This is a genomic window from Brevundimonas sp. BAL450 (assembly GCF_015767455.1).
Classification (GTDB): Bacteria; Pseudomonadota; Alphaproteobacteria; order Caulobacterales; family Caulobacteraceae; genus Brevundimonas; species Brevundimonas abyssalis.
In genome coordinates this window covers 62,095-77,509 of the sequence record NZ_JADWOW010000061.1, presented here as the reverse complement: position 1 = coordinate 77,509, position 15,415 = coordinate 62,095, and the positions used below count along the sequence as shown (strand labels likewise).

Here is a 15,415-nt window from a genome sequence, read left to right as displayed (position 1 = left end):
TTATTCGGCTTTGGCATCAAGCTCGCATTCCGTAGTGTTCGGGATGGCGCGAACCGTGCGGGAGGGCATGGCGATGGAGCGACTTGGGGGCGCGTGGCTGGACGGCGCCATGATCCTGCTCGCCGGGCTGGCGTCAGCCGCCGCCCTTATGGTGCCCGTCGGCTTGCTCGGCGCGGCGGCGGGTCTGACTGTCCGGATGATTTCAGGATCGCCCGATGCCGGGCATTTCGCCATGATGTTGGTCGTTCAGGTCGGCGCCTTCGTGGTCGCGCCGTTCGCGGTTGGGGTGATCGCCCGGTCCCAAACCCGGAAGCCTCGACTGATCGGCGAATAGATCAGCGCCTGCGGGCGAGATACGCCCCGATGACCAGGCCCGCGATCTCGACCTCGAAATCATCGCCGTCGATCACGCCTTCGGTCAGGACAACCGGCTTGTTCCATCTGGCGTTCGTGGAGCGCGGCCAGAACTCAAGACCACCAGAGGGTGTGCGCACCACCTCCTTGATCGTGCGCTCCATTGCCTGTCCACCAAAGCGCCGGCGCACCATGACGACGTGATCGCCATGCGTCGGCGCATAACCTAACGCCAACGCGTCCACGACGTGCGCGAGGGCCCCTTCACCGTAGATGAGGTTCATACTGTCGCCGGTGACGCGCTCCAGCCATTGCGGGAAGCCAGCGTAAGCCGGGTCGGGCGCTACGGGGCCAGATCCATAGAAGGTCTGCGCGTCGGTCACTTCCTGCCAAAGACCGGCGCCGACCTCATAACGAACAGGGAGGAAGGCCGCGTCCTGGGTGACCGGCGCATCGTTCGGCACGTCCGGCGGCTCAACGTTCGCCGCCTTGGCCAGCTTGGAGAGCGTCCGGTATGAGGTGACGAACTGATAGTCGTCCTTCACCGCCTTCTGGACAGTGGACGGCGCAACCTTGGCCTCGCGGGCCCACTTGGCGGCGGACCAGCCGGTCTTCTCCATGACCTCGGCCATCCACTCGCGAATGATTCTCGCCACATCGTCCATGCGCCGCACCATTCAGCGACGGCGCGCGCGATGCGAGCCGAATGAATGCGGTTTACAGAGCCGCAGAAATGCGGCATCGTCGCCGCCATGTCGAACATCATTTCCGATTTCGAGCGTGAATGCTCCGAAGCTGGCGTACAGCCGCACCACGCCCTCAAGGCTGGCGGCGTTCATGACTCGCTGTGGTGGAAGTGGCGCGACGGCAGTGTCTCGCCGACGCTCCGCAGCTTGGAGCGGGCGCGGTCGGGTCTCCGGTCGCTGATCGAGACCAAGGCCGCCTGATGCAGCGGCCGGGGGCAAATTCATTTCTGGGATCGCGCGCGGCGGGCTACGCCCCCCCGTCTGCCGCTGTGCGTGGTGGGGGGACCGGGTTCGCGCCCGGTCCCGTCCACGACTTTCTTGAGAGCGACGGTTGCAGCCGCCGACCTCATTTCGCTGAGCCGCGTATAGCGCGCGGCTGTCTCGCCAACCTCGAACCGGGCCATGTGACGCCAGCGGGAAGCCGCCGTCGCATTTTCAATGGCCGAGAGGATGTGCGGGTCGTCCAAGTCCAGTCTCCTAAGCGCCCCGGCATCTCCACCGGAAGGCAGGCTCATTCATGACCTGCACCGGAGTGACTTGCATGGGGACGGAATCCCACGAACCGCGCGGACGGCTCGCCCGCTATCTGCGCACTCAATACGCGGACGGCCACGCGATCAAGCGTCTGGCCCGCGAAATCGACTGCACGCCGAAGACGGCGGAGAATATCTTGAGCGGGTCATGGCCGTCATCCCGCCACTGGGCGGCCATCGCGCGGCGGTTCGGCAATGACGTGCTGAACGCCGTGTTCGCCCCCGAGATCGACGAGACGGTGGCCCGGCTCGAACAGGAAGTGCGTGACCTTGAAACCCAACTCGAACGCAAGCGGGCGATGGCGCGCCAGGTTGAGGGCGCTGTCTCTCGCCCTGCGCGCCGCGCGGCTCCGGTTCTGGACCGGACCGCCCGACTGAACCTTGAACACATGGAAACGGAGACCCGCCGGTGATCGACCTGACGACCGAGGACGAAGGCGCGAGCGACATCACCGGCGGGTATGACGGCCTGCTGACGGACAGCGAGGGCCGGGCGCTGCCGATGCGCCTGCACCCGCTGTGCAGCATCTTCCCCGAAATGGGCGCCGCGGACTTCGCCAAGATGGTCGTGGACGTGAAGGCCAACGGGGTCCGGCGTCCGCTGGTGCTGCTGGACGGGATGATCCTCGACGGCCGGCACCGCTATCTGGCGGCGCGCGAGGCCGGGGTCGGTTATCGCACCGTCACCTTCACCGGCGATGACCCGGTGGCGTTCGTCCTGTCGGAGAACCTGCAACGGCGGCATCTGAACGAGAGCCAGCGCGCGATGATCGCGGCGCGGATCGCCAAGCTGCCGCCCCACCGCCCGGCCGGTAAGCCGGAAAATTTGCCTACTTCCGAACCGTCGGCCACGACCCAGGCACAGGCGGCCGGGATGCTGAACGTGTCGGACCGCAGCGTGCGGACGGCCAAGGCCGTGCAGCAGGACGCCGCGCCCGAGGTGCAGAAAATGGTGGACGCAGGCGAGGTGAGCGTGTCCGCCGCCGCCGCCGTGTCCGCCCTGTCCAATGAGCGTCAGGTCGAGGTGGCCGGGGAAGGCGCCGCAGCTGTGAAGGCCGCCGCCAAGGAAGTCCGCGAGGAACGCACGACGGAGCGGTGGCGCCAGAGGGTGCGCGCGCTGGTCATGCAGGCCGATGACGGGACCGGCGGTGGCGTCGGCAAGGTCAACACCCCCATCAGCATCGCCGTGCACCTGATGGTCAAGGGCCAGATCAGGGCGGCGTCCCTGCTGGCCGAGGACACCGGCGTTTCCGTCGCTGGCCTGTCCGCCGCCATCCGCATGCTGACCACCCCGCGCGAGGCCCAGGAACGGGAACAGCGCGATGTCGCCGTGATCGTGTCGGCCATCATGTCGATGGACGTGGAGGTGGAGGAAGTGCGCGAGACCCGCCGCACCCTCGACGCGCCGACCGAAGATCCTCTGGTTTCCGCATGGCGCTCTGGCTGGGCGGACGCGGTGCTGGGCCGTGAGCCGGGCGCGAACCTGACCGATCCGGCGCGGCACGACGCGGCCCTTGAGGGCGCCGACGCATTCCGGCGCCGGTTCGCGGACTTCATGGCGACGAAGGGGAGCGAGTGATGGCTGAATACCGCATCTGCCACCACACCGAGCCGCACCGGAACGACTGGTGGACCGTGGACCGGATCACCGACGGCATGTCGGTTCGCATCCAGCGAGCCCGGTGGAACCGTGGCGCCTTTCTTCCGCGCATCCGGTGGGAGGATGTCCGCTTCCCTTCGCGAGAGGCGGCCATGTGCTGGATCGCGGAAGACCGGAAGCCAGCCTCCTGCACCTGCGAGGATGTCAACTGATGCCCCGCGTCATCTGCGAGTTCACCTACGACGCGCCAGCCGTCGGGAAAGCCCGGCCCAAGTTCGCGCGGATCGGCGGCAACGTCCGCACCTACACGCCGAAGAAGACCGCCGACTATGAGACCGCCATCGGTTACGCCGCCAAGGCCGCCATGCTGCGGTCGGGCGAACCGCTGGCCGTGGAAGAGGCCGTGGTGGTGGACATCCTGGTCGAGCGCGCGCCGCTGAAATCGTGGTCGCGGAAGAAGGCGGCGGCGATGCTGGGCACGCCGATCACCGGCAAGCCTGACATCGATAATCTGGCCAAGGCCATCCTCGACGGCATGAACGGGATCGCCTTCCTCGACGACGCGCAAGTCGCCGGGCTCGTCTTCTGGCGCCGCTGGTCCGCCGTCGACCGCATCACCGTCAAGGTCACCGCCATCGAGGCGGACGAGGGGAGGGAAGCGGCATGACGAACGTCGGGGTTTCACCTTGGAATGACGACCGTGTGGAGGCGCTGAAAAAGCTGTGGCTGGAGGGCAAGTCGTGCAGCGAGATCAGCCGCGAGTTCAAGGGCGTGGTCAGCCGCAACGCCGTGATCGGCAAGCTGCATCGCATGGGTCTGTCGCAGCCCGACAGGGGACTGCCGCCTGTCGGACGCGACCGCCCGATGCGCGCCCCAAAGGTCGAGCGCACCCGCTACGCCAAGCCGCCGAAGCCCGGCCCCCAGAAAAAGGTCGCCGTGGTGTTCGGAGCGGCGCCGACGGTGAGAGGCCAGCAAGCGCCGCGCCACACCCCGGCGCCCGAACCCCTGACGCCCACCAAGACCCTGATGGAGCTGGGCAAGGACGACTGCCGCTGGATCATCGGCGAGCGCGTCGGGCGGGTGTTCTGTGGGCGGGCGTCCACGGACTGCAGCCCGTACTGCCAGACACATTAGGGCATGGCCTATCAGCCCGGCAGCGCGTCCACGGGCAAGGACATGGAGCGCCTTCTCCGGCGGTTCGTCTGATGCGCCCGTTCAGCACCGACGACATGGTCGTCATCCGCGATCGCAAGGCAGGCGGGCACAGCAACCGCGCCATAGGTCAGCACCTCGACCGCGAACCCGAACACATCAACCAGGCCCTCGACGCCATGATCGGCCGTGACGCCGACCATGCCGCGCGAGTGCTCAATCACAGGAGCTCCGCATGGCGGGCAGCGTCAACAAGGTCATCCTGATCGGCAATCTGGGCCGCGACCCGGAAATCCGCACCATGAACAGCGGCGACCGGGTGGCCAACCTGTCCCTCGCCACGTCCGAACGATGGACCGACAAGGCCACCGGCGAGAAGAAAGAGAAGACCGAGTGGCACCGCATCACCATCTTCAATGAGCCGCTGGTGAAGATCGCTGAGTCCTACTTGAAGAAGGGCTCGACCATCTACGTCGAGGGCGCGCTCCAGACCCGAAAGTACACCGATCAGGCGGGCGTCGAGAAGTACGCCACGGAGATCGTGCTCAAGGCGTTCAACGGCACGCTGACCATGCTGGGCGGCAAGGATGACGGCGAGCGTTCCAGCGGCGGCTCTGGCCAGTCTGACGGCTATTCGACCGGCAGCGGGATGACCACGCGCGGCGACCGCACGACCGCCGATGACGGCTTCGGCGATCAGGATGTGCCCTTCTGATGGCGGCCCAGGTCGAAACATGGCGGCCCATCCCGAGCCTGCCTGAATATCTGGCGTCCTCACATGGGCGGCTGATGCGCATTCCGTGGCACGGGGCCATGCCCAAGGGGGGCGTGAAGACCTACGGCGGCCAGCCCACGCTTGGCGCGTGGTCCGAACAGGACTGCCGATATGTCCTCCAGTTCCGGGGGCAGACCTACAAGGTCGCGCGTCTGGTTTGTGAGGCGTTCCACGGCCCGCAGCCCGACGACAAGCCCGTCTGCATGCACCTCGACGAGAACAGCCGAAACAATCGGCCAGAGAACCTCGCGTGGGGCACGCAGAAGGAGAACCTGAACGCGCCGGGATACCTCGAACAACTGCGCACCCGACGGAGGGCCGCATGACCACCAAGCCGCCCCTCGGCTCCATCAGCCGCGTCTATTCCAATGCCGACGGCGCCATTGTCGGCGTCATCCGCTGGGCCAAGGGCTTCGACGGACCGCCCCAGATCGTCACCGATGTCAGCCTGCGCGAGGGACAGTCCGTGACCATGCGCGATGGCAGGGTGGTGGTGCGGTGACATCCCTCGCGCCGGATGAGGTCCAGCAATCCGCCATCCACGCCGTAGAGGCCGAACAGGCGCTGCTGGGCTGCGTCTGGTTCGAGAACGACGCCTTCGCCAGCCTGAACGAGCCCGTGCCGCTGGACGCCTTCTCTGACCCGCTGCACCGCATCCTGTGGGACGTGACCACGGACCTGATCGGCAAGGGCAGGCTGGCGGACCCGACGACCGTGATCCGGCTGGTGCGCGAGAACCGCGACATCGAGGCCGCGGGCGGGATGGCGTACCTGGCCACCCTGGTCGAGAACGCCCCGGCTCCCAGACTGATCGCTGAATACGCGGGCGCCGTCATGGACGCCTATCGCCGCCGCCAGATCATCGCCACGGTCCAGCAGGCCGGACAGGACGCCTATCGAGGCGAGCGGGAGCCGTTCGAGATCGCCGCCGAGGCTGAGCGGGCCATGGGGTCCATCATGGCCTCCAGCGCGCCCGACGAGGCGTTCCTGACCGACATGCCCGCGTCTATGGCGCAGACGGTCCAGACCATGCGTGAAGAGGCCGCCACGGGCCGTCAGCGGGGCGCCATGACCGGCTTGCGCTGTTTCGACCGGCGCCTGGGTGGTCTGCACCCCGGGCGGCTGCTCCTGATCGGCGGCAGGCCATCCATGGGCAAGACCGGACTGGCCCGCGCCGGGGCTGTCGGATGCGCCCGCAGGAACAGCGACCGGACCGTGATCTTCTATTCTCAGGAGATGGACCGCGAGGAACTGGATCACCGGTCGCTGGCGCAGTTCTCGTTCGAGGAAGGCCACGGCATCCCCTATTTCGACATGACCGCGCCAGATCCACTGGCGCCGGACGTGCTGGACCGGCTGGACCGGCTGCGAACCCGCGCGCCGGCCAATCTGTGGATCGACGACAGCCCCGTACTGACCGTGGAATACGTCCGCCGCCGCACCCTCGCCATGGTGCGGAAACGGCCGGTCGCGGCCATTTTCATCGACTATCTCCAGATCATGCGGCGGCCGGACAGCCGCAACAGCAACGACGCCGCCGTGCTGGGCCAGATGACGGCCGCCCTGAAGCAACTGGCGCGCGAGGCGAAGTGCTGCGTGGTCCTGCTGTCCCAGTTGTCGCGCAAGGTGGAGGAGCGCGAGAACAAGCGCCCGAACCTGTCGGACCTGCGCGAGTCCGGCGCCATCGAGCAGGACGCCAACCATGTCCTGTTCTGCTACCGCGACGCCTATTACCTCGAGCGCGAGGGGCCCCGCAAAGGCGAGAGCGAGGCCGAACATTCCATGCGCCTGGTCGAGTGCGAGGCCACCATGGAGGTCATCACCGCGAAGAACCGCGGCGGCCCCATCGGCACCGATCGCCAGCGCTATCTCGCAAAATACGATGTCGTTCAGGATGAGGGGGACTGGTCGTGAGCCAGAGAAAACCAATCAGCAAGATGCGCCGCTTCGAGATTTTCAAGCGGGATGGATTCACCTGTCAGTATTGCGGGGCGACCCCACCGCGCGTCCTGCTGCACGTTGACCATATCGTTGCGGTCGCAGCGGGCGGGGAGAACGACGACGATAACCTGATCACCGCCTGCGAGCCCTGCAACCTCGGCAAGGGAGCCCGCGACCTGCGCGTGGCGCCGGAGTCGCTCGCTGACAAAGCGGCACGCGTGGCTGAGGCCGAGGCCCAACTCATCGGCATCAACGAGATACTCCAGGCACGCCGTGAGCGCATCGAGGATCAGGCCTGGGAGGTCGTCGATGCGCTCACGGGGGAAACGTCGATCAAGCGAGACCGGTTGGTGTCGATCAAGCGGTTCATCGAAAAGCTGGGCGTCAACGACGTTCTTGAAGCCGCCGAGTTGGCGCGCGCCGCGCGCATCTACAACGACAATGGCGTCTTTCGGTACTTCTGCGCGGTCTGTTGGAACAAGATCAGGGAGGGCGAACAATGACCCGCAGGTCCGACACTTGGTTCCCCTTCCACACCGCCGACTACCTCAGAGACACCCAGCGGCTCAACACCGAGCAGCACGGTGCATATCTGTTGCTGCTGATCGAGGCGTGGAACTGCGGAGGGCCTGTTTCGGCCACTGACGCCGAGTTGGCCGCTGTCACGCGGATGACGCCGGCCGCCTGGAGACGGGTCAAGCCGACCCTCCAGCGGTATTTCATCGAGGATGGGGGCGAGTGGCGCTCGCCTCGAATGGACCGAGAGATCGCGAAGGCGAAAGCCATCAGCGAGTCCCGTCGACAGAGCGGAAAAAGAGGCGGGAGACCGAAGCAAACTAAAACCGAGAAAAAACCAAATGGTTTGCCTGAGGATAACCAAACCGGAAACCAAAACGAAACACACGCGGGTGTCGCGTTACAATCTCCTTCGGAGATACCTTCTTCCGTTCCTAACGGAACGGGCGCCGACGCGCCTCTCGATCCCGACAAGAAGGCATGGGCCGAGGTCGTCACCCTGCTGGCCAGTGCCGGGGTATCGGACAAACAGGCCCGGTCATTCTTTGGCCGCCTGTTGAAGGAAAGCGGGCTTCAGGCTCGCGACCTGTTGGCCAGCATCGCACAGGCCCAGGCCAACAGCACCGGCGACCCGCAGAGCTATTTGCGCAAGGCTGCTGATGCCGTGGGGCGAAGGAAGGGGACGGCGCAACTGTCACTGCCCGAGGGCCCCGACTGGCCAGCCCGCGTGCAGGTCTGGCGCCAGACAGGCCGGTGGATCGAGTCGCTGTGGGGCCCGGAGCCGGGCGACCCGCAGTGCCTGTGCCCGGCCGAACTGCTGGAGGGCGTGGGATGATCCTGTTTCTGCTGTGGTGGTGCTTCGACGATCATTTGGCCGCTGCTGTCGGTGCGCCCGGCCTTGGCGAGTTGCCGTGGTGGGTCGTGCTGCTGATTGGTGTCGTGCTGGACGGACTGGCCACGGCGCGGGCAGGGGGTGAGCGGTGAAACGCCACCACCGCGAAGCCCTCGCCCTCATCGCCGGGATCCTCGAGCCCCGCGGATTCGTGTGCAGCCTGACGCCGGGCCGTGTGCACTTCGCCGTCACCGTCCACAGCAGCACCGGCCGGTTTCGTGGCAAGTTCCCGGTGAGCGGTTCGCCGCGTGACTCCGACGCCCAGCTGAACCAGATCAGGCAGCAGGTCCACCACTGGCTGGACACACAGGGCATGGGGTCCGGGCGCGGTCACACCGGGGAACGGCGCCAGAAGACGCACAGAGCGCCGCACAGGCCCATCGCCGACCTGTTCGGCGTCCAGATAGCCGAAGACCCACGGACCGGGCCTGCGCGCGATCCGTGGGCCGTGTTGCAGGGGTTGAGGGTGAACGGCTAGGTGCGGGGCTTCGCGGCCGTAGCCAGACGCCGGGCCAGGCCCTTGCACTCGGTGGCCCTGTCAGCGAGGTGGCCGGCCAGTTCAGCCAGCACGGCGGGGTTGATCCCGTATTCCTCGCCAGCATCCGCAGCGGCCTTGATGCGCTGCACCGCCCGGTTCTGCCCGTTGACCAGCTTCCAGCCCAGCAGCCGCGCCGTGGGCTGTTGCCAGTTCTCGCCGAACAACGCCCGACCAGCGGCGCAGAACAGTTCGGCGTGGGTTTGGTGGTCGGGCATCAGAACAGCTCCTGTTGGCGTTGCGCGGTTTCATCCCAGAGCGAGCCCGAAGGCAAGGCCGCGTGTCCGCGTCTGGCGTCCCGGCGCCTGCGTTCCGTGTCGCACGCCCGGACGGCCGCAGCCACTGGCGCCACACCGGGCACCAGCTGCTGATCGGCCGGACCATCGGCGAGGGTGACGGGTTCGGAGTCCATCACGCCACCGCCAGTTCGGGGAACGCTTCACCCCAGATCGGGTCATGGTCCGCCGGGCACGGCTCCACATAGGGCGCGCCGATGTCGTATTCCCACGGATAGACCGGGCGGCCGGACAGTTCGCGGTCAATGGCCGAAAGGAACCGCTCACGGTCGACCGGGTGCATGTTCTCGCCCGACTCCATGCTGGTCTCGCTGATGTCCGGGAAATAGCCGTGTTCCCACGCCAGCAGGGCGGCGGCCTCCATGTCCATGCCGTCGTCGCGGACGATGCGGCGCCGGAACGGGGCGAGGCGATGCCACCGGTGCACGTCGCGCACCTCTAGTTCCTTGCCGGGATCCCTGACGCCTCGCAGCGACAGGAACTCCAGCAGGGACACGCGCTTGTCCTTCGGCATGTCCGGCGCCGGGGCCGCATACGCTTCACGCATCGGCTCCGGCTTGGACGCGGGCAGTGCGCGGACCACTTCGGCCAGGGCGTGACAGGCGAGGCGCCAGTCTTTCCGGGCGTGGGTTGCGCAGGCCCGTTCGTACAGGGCGAGGGCTTGGGAGTGCGTCATGCTCACGCCTCCACTTGTTCGGTCAGAAACTCGACGACGGCGGCCCAGATTTCCCGGTACTCGGCGAACTGGCCCCATTGCATGGCCTGAACGATGGAGTCCGGACGGCCCAGTTCTTCGGCCGCTTCGTCGCAGTAGCCGGGGCGGGTCACGCTCGACGCCAGCCAGTCGCAAAGCGCAGACGTGTAAACGTCGACCATGCCGTCGATCGCTTCGTGCGCTTCGTCGTCGAGGTCCGCGTCTTCGTCGGTTTCGCCAATGGCGTCCGCGACCCGCTCAACAGCCGCGTAAATCCAGTCATCGGGCATCCGGTCGCCGTGCGCAGCGTGGATGCAATCGGTCATCCATTCCGGCGACCCGTCCTTAAGGGCGCGGAAGCAGCTTGAGTCGGGCCGGTAACGGCCTTCAAAGGCCCGGCCCAGGTCGGCGGCCAGTGATTGAATGGTGATGGTCACAACGGTCTCTCCGTGTTCCGGCCCGAACCATTCCGGGCCGTGAGCCTGATCGCTCAATGAGAGGGCCGACACGCGGCCCCCTGGTTGAAGGGTCAGGCTCAGCCCTCCAGCGACTGAAAGCGCTCGTAATGGCGCTGGTAGGACGCCTCGGACTGGTAGTCCCAATACCCGGCGCCCCGGTCCTTCACCCACACCAGCATCTGAGCGACCCAGCGCGGGCCATAGAACACGATGTCAGAGGGGTGGTTCGCAGCGTGCGTGCAGTCGAAAACGCGGTAGGTTTGCATCTCGGTCTCTCCGATCTCGCCTCGGCCCATTGCCGTGGCTGATGACGTAACACTACGTCAGGGAGTTCAGGGTGTCAAGCGGGTATTTTCGGGCGCCGCTCCACCCTTGCGGCTCCGCGCGCGTAAGGGGCGGGCGGCTCCGCGAGGGGGCAGGATCGGCGCGTGTCAGGTCCACCTTACAGCGAACGATTACAGGCACTTAGTCGATTTCGCATAATACCGTGTCAAGTGGGATTGATCTGCAACAGGGTAGGCCGCGCCTAACGAAAACAACGACTTAGGCCGCAGCAAAAGCCGGTGCGTTCTCACGTTTTCGAAAACAGGCGCACCCTTCGCGAAGTCGCCCCGCCCGCGCAGACACCCCACCGGCAACCGCCAGACACCCCAGCCCGACGAGCACCCCACGACATGGCCGGCCGCTCCCTCTCCCACGCAAGAGCCCAGGCCGAGCTCGAACGCATCCGAGCCGCATCCGACACCCCCACACCCCAGCGGCAACACCCCATCCCATACGACCCGGCACTGAACGACGAGGCCATCGCCCTGGCCGACATCGGCATGACCGGCGCCGAACTAGCCGCCCACTGGTGCATCAGCGAAGAAACGATGATGGGGTGGAGTGAAGCGCATCCGGACTTCAAGGAGGCGCTCCAACGCGCCCGCACCCGCGCGAAGGCCTGGTGGCAAAGGCAACCGCGGCTGGCGATCCGCGAGAAGGACAACAAGTTCCCGGCCGGCGCGTGGTCGCAGCAGGTCCGGGCGTTGTTCAGCGAGTACGCCGACCAGAGCGGCCCGACGATCCACATCGACCTGGGCCGGATGGTCGTGATCCACCGCCGCGACCCGCAGCAACTGACAGGCGATCAGCTTCCAAGGCTGGACAAGTCATTGATACATCAGGCGAGTGTCCAACATCAGCCCAGTTGGACGGTGCCTGAGCAGGCGTCAGAGCCCCCAGAAGTGAACCTCGTCCCGCATGGTGAGGCTCGACCCGCTCCAGCATCAGAGGGGCGCCCGTCCGGTCAGACCCCACCCCCCCGGGAAAAACCGGGCGGGTGATCGTCCTATGGGCATGGTCCGGGAAAGTTTGCACCCCCACCCCTTCTCTGGCCTGTCTGGGGATCGGGGTGTTCGGGAACGGGACTGGCGGAAATTTCGTGTGCCCCCACCCCCGAGTTAAGTCGGCAAATTTTCCTACTTAATCGCGGCGGGTGCGTTTTCGGGCTGGTGTGGCGGGCGGATGGTCGGCGCCATGAAGCGCCCTGTCAGCCTGAGCATGCACCGGAACAAGGTGGAGGCCCGCCGGAAGCGGGTGGTCGCCGCCGATCTGACGCGACAGGTCGGCAAGCTGGTGCGCGACTGCGATGTCCGGGCCTATGCCGTGGTGGCGGTTTCGTCTGACGGCGGGTTCTACACCCTGTGGGACACTGGCGGTGTCATGCCGATGCGGGCCTTTCCGCATGCCATCCAGCAGGCTCTGTCGGACGACATCCACAACAGCGGCGCCGAGGACGACTGGCGGCCGTCACTGAAGACCACGCCATGAGCCGCCGGACCCCGATCAGCCGCTACTACGACCGCGTGAAGCGCTCGCCGGTGCTGGTCGCTGATGGAGACGGCCGGGCGGAACGGCTGATCCGCGGCGCCCTGGATGGGTCGGAGCCGTTCGCCGGCCTGCTGGTGGGCACGCAGGACGTGAAGGCGTTCCTCGACAAGACGGATGGCGAGAAGCTGGTGAATGACGCCGGGCTGGATGATGATCTGGTTCCGACGGCGAAGATGGTGGCGGGTGCGGCCGGGCAGACGACGTTCACCTATACGGACGGAAATGTCGACATTTCCGCCGGGTTGGGGTGGGTCACGGTGGCGACGCTGGTGGTCACGACGATTGCGGGTGAGACGGTCCGCCTCGATGGACAGTTCAACTTCTCTGTCGACGACGCCCTGACGGCGACGATGCTCATCCAGGCGGCGTGGTTCAAGGGCGGAACCCAGATGGCCACCCAGTCCAATGCGGGGAGCGTCAGGATCGCGGGCGGCAACCACGTCCTGCCCGCTGGAAAGAACGGCTCCAAGGTCACCGACACGCCCGGCGCCGGGACTTTCACCTACACTCTGCAGGCTCAGGCCAGCGGCTCCGAATACGTCGGAATCGCCAACCGCCGCTATGCCGATGTTATCACCCTGAGAAAGCCCTGATGGCCCTGTTCGCGATCTACCAGCCTGACGCGCCGGGCGGGGACTCTGGCTCGATCCTGACGGTCGTGGGCGGCACGCCCGCCAATGCGACGCTCCAGTTGACCGCCTACGAGGGCGCCGCCCTGTGTCCGCTGCCGGACGGCTCCCCGGTCAAGGACACCACGCACCGCATCGAGAACGGCGCCCCCGTCCCGCTCTGAGTGCGTTCTGACTGGCGGGTGTCAGGCTGACCCTGCCGCCCATGTCGCAGCAGGGCCGCCACTACATCCCCGACGGGGTCACGCTGGAGCGTTACCTCGCCAGCAACCCCTACACGGCGCCCGAGCCATACGCGAAGGCGCTGTCGTGCATTCAGGGACCGATCAGGTCGGGCACGTCCGTGGCCAGCTGCATGCGGCTCATGGAAGCGGCGATGAATGTGCCGGTGACGCAGGGCAAGCGCCGGTCCCGCTGGCTGATCGTGCGGAACACCTACCCGGACCTCGAGGCGTCGACGATCAAGACCTGGCTGGAATGGTTCCCGGAGGCGGTCTATGGCCGCTTCTACTGGACCGCGCCGTTCCTGCATGAGGTCCGGTTCGGCGATGTGGAGGCCGACTTCCATTTCGAGAGCTTTTCCGGCGACGACGACATTCCGAGCCTGATGTCGCGGGAGTACACCGGCGGCTGGATCAACGAGGCGCAGTTTTTCAGCCGCAAGTTCACCGTGACCCTGCTGTCGCGGACCGGCTACTTCCCGGTGCCGGACGGGCCGAAGTTCCTGCAGCTGGACATGAACGCGCCGCCGATAGGCCACTGGATCCCCATGATGCGGGGCGACGGCGTCATCCCGGAGGAAATGGACGAGGGTGAACGCCGGTCACTGGTCCGCCCGGACGACTGGGAGTTCCATGTGCAGCCCGCATGGTTCGTCGAGGACAAGGACGAGCGCGGCTTCGTGACTGGCTACCGGATCAACCCGGACGCCGAGAACATCAACATCCTGGGCGAGAAGAACGTCCTGTCCCTGCTGGACGGGCGCACCACGGACGAGATCGACGCCGAGCTGATGAACCGTGTGCTGATCCAGCAGCCCGGGCGGCCGGTGTTCCCGATGTTCAGCCGCGACGTGCATGTGTCGAAGGCCCCGCTGAAAGCCACCGAGGGCGTGACCCTGCATGTGGGCCTCGACTTCGGACGACAGCCCGCGATGGTGGTGGCCCAGTGCGTCGGCGGCCGCTGGTCCGTGCTGGACGAGATGACCGGCTCGAACATGGCGGCGGAGGATTTCGCGCCCATGGTGAAGCGGCGCCTGGCCCTGAAGTTCCCGGGCTGGGGCGGCGAGGGCCAGCCGGACATCCTGTTCTGGGGCGACCCGTCAGGAGACTCGAAGCGGTCGGAGGTCGATGACCGGACCGCGTTCGACATCTTCGCCAAGAACGGCATGCAGGTCCGCAAGGCCGACAACGCCGGACGCCGGGCCATCCGCATCGAGACCTTCACCAGCATGCTGAACCGCATGATTCGCGGGGAGCCCGCCGTGCTGGTTTCGTCGACGTGCGCCACGGTGGTGACGGCGCTGGCCGGCGGCTACTGCTACAAGCGCAAGCGGGTCAGCGGCTCCCCGACCTACGACACCGAGCCGGACAAGACCGGCCCGTATTCGCACCCGGTTGACGCCATGCTGGAGATTTTCATGGGCGGCGGGGAGTCGCGCACGGTGCTGGGCCGGGCCGCACGGCCGCAGCGCGTCAACACGCTGCGCCGGGTCAACCCCTACGACCGCGGCCCCCGGTCGGCGTCCAAGGTGTTCGCCCGATGATCGCGGAATGGACCGTCCTGTTCGAGCGCGGCCGCACGCCCTGGGGCCATGTGCTGTGCTGCGGCTTCGACCCGGTCAGCGCGTGCTGGCTGGTGATCGACCCGCATCTGGGCTGGACGGAATACCTGACGTTCCGGCCCGCCGATTTCGACCGCTGGTTCGTGGACGCCACGGCCCGGTCGACGTGCGCGCTTCGGATCGCGAGAGGCGACCGGCGCGTGCTGTTTCCGGCGTTCTTCTGCACCGGGACCGTGAAGCAGGCGCTGGCGTTCCGGTCGGGTGCGTTCTCACCCGAGGGGTTGAGGCGCGACCTTGTGCGGGCAGGCGCAGTCGAGGTGCACCCCCGTGCGAGTGAAAGCCCCCAAGAACACGGAAGACCCCGAGGCCAAGGCCGCACGGGAGCGTGAGCAGGCTCGCGCCGACGCCGCGTTCGTCGACAATCAGCAGGGCATCTTGGACGATGAGACCCGCCGGCGCGTCCGTCGGCTTGGACGCCGCGCCTCTCTGGCGGGCGTGAGCCCCGGTGGTTCGTTCGGTGGAGGCTTCGGCGGCGGCGGTTCCTTCTCGCCCATCGGTGGCGGTGGTTCGGTCAGCGGTGGCGGCGGCAGTTCCGGCGGCATCGGCGGCTCCGGTTCGATCAGCCGCGAGGTCTTCTGA

28 protein-coding genes are annotated in these 15,415 nt (G+C 66.8%); 22 read left to right on the top strand and 6 right to left on the bottom strand.

Annotation, left to right across the window (positions count from 1 at the left end):
• Positions 1 to 109: 109 nt before the first annotated feature.
• Positions 110 to 334, top strand: coding sequence for a hypothetical protein (locus IWC96_RS14590; RefSeq protein WP_196839185.1), 225 nt, complete (start codon positions 110 to 112; stop codon positions 332 to 334).
• 1 nt (position 335) lies between these two features.
• Here IWC96_RS14590 and IWC96_RS14585 read toward each other — a convergent pair whose 3' ends face one another.
• The gene (locus IWC96_RS14585) at positions 336 to 1,019 is read right to left on the bottom strand and encodes a hypothetical protein (protein ID WP_196839184.1); all 684 of its coding nucleotides are present in this window, start codon (positions 1,017 to 1,019) and stop codon (positions 336 to 338) included.
• Between the two features lie 87 nt (positions 1,020 to 1,106).
• Here IWC96_RS14585 and IWC96_RS14580 point away from each other — a divergent pair, with 87 nt between their 5' ends.
• The 6 genes from IWC96_RS14580 (at position 1,107) to IWC96_RS14555 (ending at position 4,367) form a co-directional block, all read left to right on the top strand.
• Entirely contained in the window at positions 1,107 to 1,301 is a 195-nt protein-coding gene (locus IWC96_RS14580; protein WP_196839183.1) for a hypothetical protein, read from the top strand.
• Between the two features lie 316 nt (positions 1,302 to 1,617).
• Complete coding sequence (locus IWC96_RS14575; protein WP_196839182.1) at positions 1,618 to 2,046, top strand: hypothetical protein; 429 nt, start codon at positions 1,618 to 1,620, stop codon at positions 2,044 to 2,046.
• Positions 2,043 to 3,212 carry a hypothetical protein gene (locus IWC96_RS14570; RefSeq protein ID WP_196839181.1) on the top strand — a complete coding sequence of 390 codons (1,170 nt, stop codon included), beginning with the start codon at positions 2,043 to 2,045 and terminating at the stop codon, positions 3,210 to 3,212. The genes IWC96_RS14575 and IWC96_RS14570 overlap by 4 nt, the downstream gene beginning before the upstream one ends.
• On the top strand, positions 3,212 to 3,445 hold the full coding sequence (locus IWC96_RS14565; RefSeq protein WP_196839180.1) for a hypothetical protein: 234 nt from the start codon (positions 3,212 to 3,214) through the stop codon (positions 3,443 to 3,445). Before IWC96_RS14570 ends, IWC96_RS14565 begins: the two co-directional genes overlap by 1 nt.
• The gene (locus IWC96_RS14560; protein ID WP_196839179.1) at positions 3,445 to 3,900 is read left to right on the top strand and encodes a RusA family crossover junction endodeoxyribonuclease; all 456 of its coding nucleotides are present in this window, start codon (positions 3,445 to 3,447) and stop codon (positions 3,898 to 3,900) included. The genes IWC96_RS14565 and IWC96_RS14560 overlap by 1 nt, the downstream gene beginning before the upstream one ends.
• Complete coding sequence (locus IWC96_RS14555; RefSeq protein ID WP_196839178.1) at positions 3,897 to 4,367, top strand: GcrA family cell cycle regulator; 471 nt, start codon at positions 3,897 to 3,899, stop codon at positions 4,365 to 4,367. Before IWC96_RS14560 ends, IWC96_RS14555 begins: the two co-directional genes overlap by 4 nt.
• 11 nt (positions 4,368 to 4,378) lie before the next feature.
• Here the strand turns inward: IWC96_RS14555 and IWC96_RS14550 are convergent, their stop codons facing one another.
• Positions 4,379 to 4,588: a hypothetical protein gene (locus tag IWC96_RS14550; RefSeq protein WP_196839177.1), complete on the bottom strand. Its 210-nt coding sequence runs from the start codon at positions 4,586 to 4,588 to the stop codon at positions 4,379 to 4,381.
• Positions 4,589 to 4,620: 32 nt separating this feature from the next.
• Here IWC96_RS14550 and ssb point away from each other — a divergent pair, with 32 nt between their 5' ends.
• Genes ssb through IWC96_RS14510 form a run of 8 tightly spaced genes read left to right on the top strand, consistent with a single transcriptional unit; the run spans position 4,621 to position 8,987 of the window.
• Entirely contained in the window at positions 4,621 to 5,100 is a 480-nt protein-coding gene (gene ssb, locus IWC96_RS14545; RefSeq protein WP_196839176.1) for a single-stranded DNA-binding protein, read from the top strand.
• Positions 5,100 to 5,486, top strand: a complete 387-nt coding sequence (locus tag IWC96_RS14540; protein WP_196839175.1) for an HNH endonuclease signature motif containing protein — start codon at positions 5,100 to 5,102, stop codon at positions 5,484 to 5,486. Before ssb ends, IWC96_RS14540 begins: the two co-directional genes overlap by 1 nt.
• Positions 5,483 to 5,662 (top strand): hypothetical protein, encoded by a 180-nt coding sequence (locus IWC96_RS14535; RefSeq protein ID WP_196839174.1) that lies wholly within the window; start codon positions 5,483 to 5,485, stop codon positions 5,660 to 5,662. The genes IWC96_RS14540 and IWC96_RS14535 overlap by 4 nt, the downstream gene beginning before the upstream one ends.
• The gene (locus IWC96_RS16270; protein ID WP_196839173.1) at positions 5,659 to 7,074 is read left to right on the top strand and encodes a DnaB-like helicase C-terminal domain-containing protein; all 1,416 of its coding nucleotides are present in this window, start codon (positions 5,659 to 5,661) and stop codon (positions 7,072 to 7,074) included. The genes IWC96_RS14535 and IWC96_RS16270 overlap by 4 nt, the downstream gene beginning before the upstream one ends.
• Complete coding sequence (locus IWC96_RS14525; protein WP_196839172.1) at positions 7,071 to 7,604, top strand: HNH endonuclease; 534 nt, start codon at positions 7,071 to 7,073, stop codon at positions 7,602 to 7,604. The genes IWC96_RS16270 and IWC96_RS14525 overlap by 4 nt, the downstream gene beginning before the upstream one ends.
• Positions 7,601 to 8,452 carry a DUF1376 domain-containing protein gene (locus tag IWC96_RS14520; RefSeq protein ID WP_196839171.1) on the top strand — a complete coding sequence of 284 codons (852 nt, stop codon included), beginning with the start codon at positions 7,601 to 7,603 and terminating at the stop codon, positions 8,450 to 8,452. Before IWC96_RS14525 ends, IWC96_RS14520 begins: the two co-directional genes overlap by 4 nt.
• Positions 8,449 to 8,601, top strand: a complete 153-nt coding sequence (locus IWC96_RS14515; protein WP_196839170.1) for a hypothetical protein — start codon at positions 8,449 to 8,451, stop codon at positions 8,599 to 8,601. The genes IWC96_RS14520 and IWC96_RS14515 overlap by 4 nt, the downstream gene beginning before the upstream one ends.
• Complete coding sequence (locus IWC96_RS14510) at positions 8,598 to 8,987, top strand: hypothetical protein (protein WP_196839169.1); 390 nt, start codon at positions 8,598 to 8,600, stop codon at positions 8,985 to 8,987. The genes IWC96_RS14515 and IWC96_RS14510 overlap by 4 nt, the downstream gene beginning before the upstream one ends.
• On the opposite strand, the gene IWC96_RS14505 is transcribed toward IWC96_RS14510, so the two are convergent.
• The 4 genes from IWC96_RS14505 to IWC96_RS14490 all read right to left on the bottom strand — a co-directional run bounded on the left by IWC96_RS14505 (position 8,984) and on the right by IWC96_RS14490 (position 10,758).
• Complete coding sequence (locus IWC96_RS14505; RefSeq protein ID WP_196839168.1) at positions 8,984 to 9,262, bottom strand: hypothetical protein; 279 nt, start codon at positions 9,260 to 9,262, stop codon at positions 8,984 to 8,986. The two genes, IWC96_RS14510 and IWC96_RS14505, sit on opposite strands and share 4 nt — an antisense overlap.
• Before the next feature lie 193 nt (positions 9,263 to 9,455).
• The gene (locus IWC96_RS14500; RefSeq protein ID WP_196839167.1) at positions 9,456 to 10,016 is read right to left on the bottom strand and encodes a hypothetical protein; all 561 of its coding nucleotides are present in this window, start codon (positions 10,014 to 10,016) and stop codon (positions 9,456 to 9,458) included.
• Positions 10,017 to 10,018: 2 nt separating this feature from the next.
• On the bottom strand, positions 10,019 to 10,471 hold the full coding sequence (locus tag IWC96_RS14495) for a hypothetical protein (protein WP_196839166.1): 453 nt from the start codon (positions 10,469 to 10,471) through the stop codon (positions 10,019 to 10,021).
• A 98-nt stretch (positions 10,472 to 10,569) separates the two neighbouring features.
• Positions 10,570 to 10,758 (bottom strand): hypothetical protein, encoded by a 189-nt coding sequence (locus IWC96_RS14490; RefSeq protein ID WP_196839165.1) that lies wholly within the window; start codon positions 10,756 to 10,758, stop codon positions 10,570 to 10,572.
• 408 nt (positions 10,759 to 11,166) lie between these two features.
• Between IWC96_RS14490 and IWC96_RS14485 the strand changes: the two genes are divergently transcribed.
• The 7 genes from IWC96_RS14485 (at position 11,167) to IWC96_RS14455 (ending at position 15,415) form a co-directional block, all read left to right on the top strand.
• Positions 11,167 to 11,817, top strand: coding sequence for a hypothetical protein (locus IWC96_RS14485; RefSeq protein WP_196839164.1), 651 nt, complete (start codon positions 11,167 to 11,169; stop codon positions 11,815 to 11,817).
• Between the two features lie 193 nt (positions 11,818 to 12,010).
• Positions 12,011 to 12,304: a hypothetical protein gene (locus IWC96_RS14480; protein WP_196839163.1), complete on the top strand. Its 294-nt coding sequence runs from the start codon at positions 12,011 to 12,013 to the stop codon at positions 12,302 to 12,304.
• A complete protein-coding gene (locus tag IWC96_RS14475; RefSeq protein ID WP_196839162.1) occupies positions 12,301 to 12,957 on the top strand; it encodes a hypothetical protein in 657 nt (218 codons plus the stop codon). Before IWC96_RS14480 ends, IWC96_RS14475 begins: the two co-directional genes overlap by 4 nt.
• Positions 12,957 to 13,157: a hypothetical protein gene (locus IWC96_RS14470; protein ID WP_196839161.1), complete on the top strand. Its 201-nt coding sequence runs from the start codon at positions 12,957 to 12,959 to the stop codon at positions 13,155 to 13,157. The genes IWC96_RS14475 and IWC96_RS14470 overlap by 1 nt, the downstream gene beginning before the upstream one ends.
• A gap of 41 nt (positions 13,158 to 13,198) precedes the next feature.
• Complete coding sequence (locus IWC96_RS14465) at positions 13,199 to 14,758, top strand: hypothetical protein (RefSeq protein ID WP_196839160.1); 1,560 nt, start codon at positions 13,199 to 13,201, stop codon at positions 14,756 to 14,758.
• Complete coding sequence (locus IWC96_RS14460; RefSeq protein WP_196839159.1) at positions 14,755 to 15,165, top strand: hypothetical protein; 411 nt, start codon at positions 14,755 to 14,757, stop codon at positions 15,163 to 15,165. The genes IWC96_RS14465 and IWC96_RS14460 overlap by 4 nt, the downstream gene beginning before the upstream one ends.
• On the top strand, positions 15,110 to 15,415 hold the full coding sequence (locus tag IWC96_RS14455; protein WP_196839158.1) for a hypothetical protein: 306 nt from the start codon (positions 15,110 to 15,112) through the stop codon (positions 15,413 to 15,415). The genes IWC96_RS14460 and IWC96_RS14455 overlap by 56 nt, the downstream gene beginning before the upstream one ends.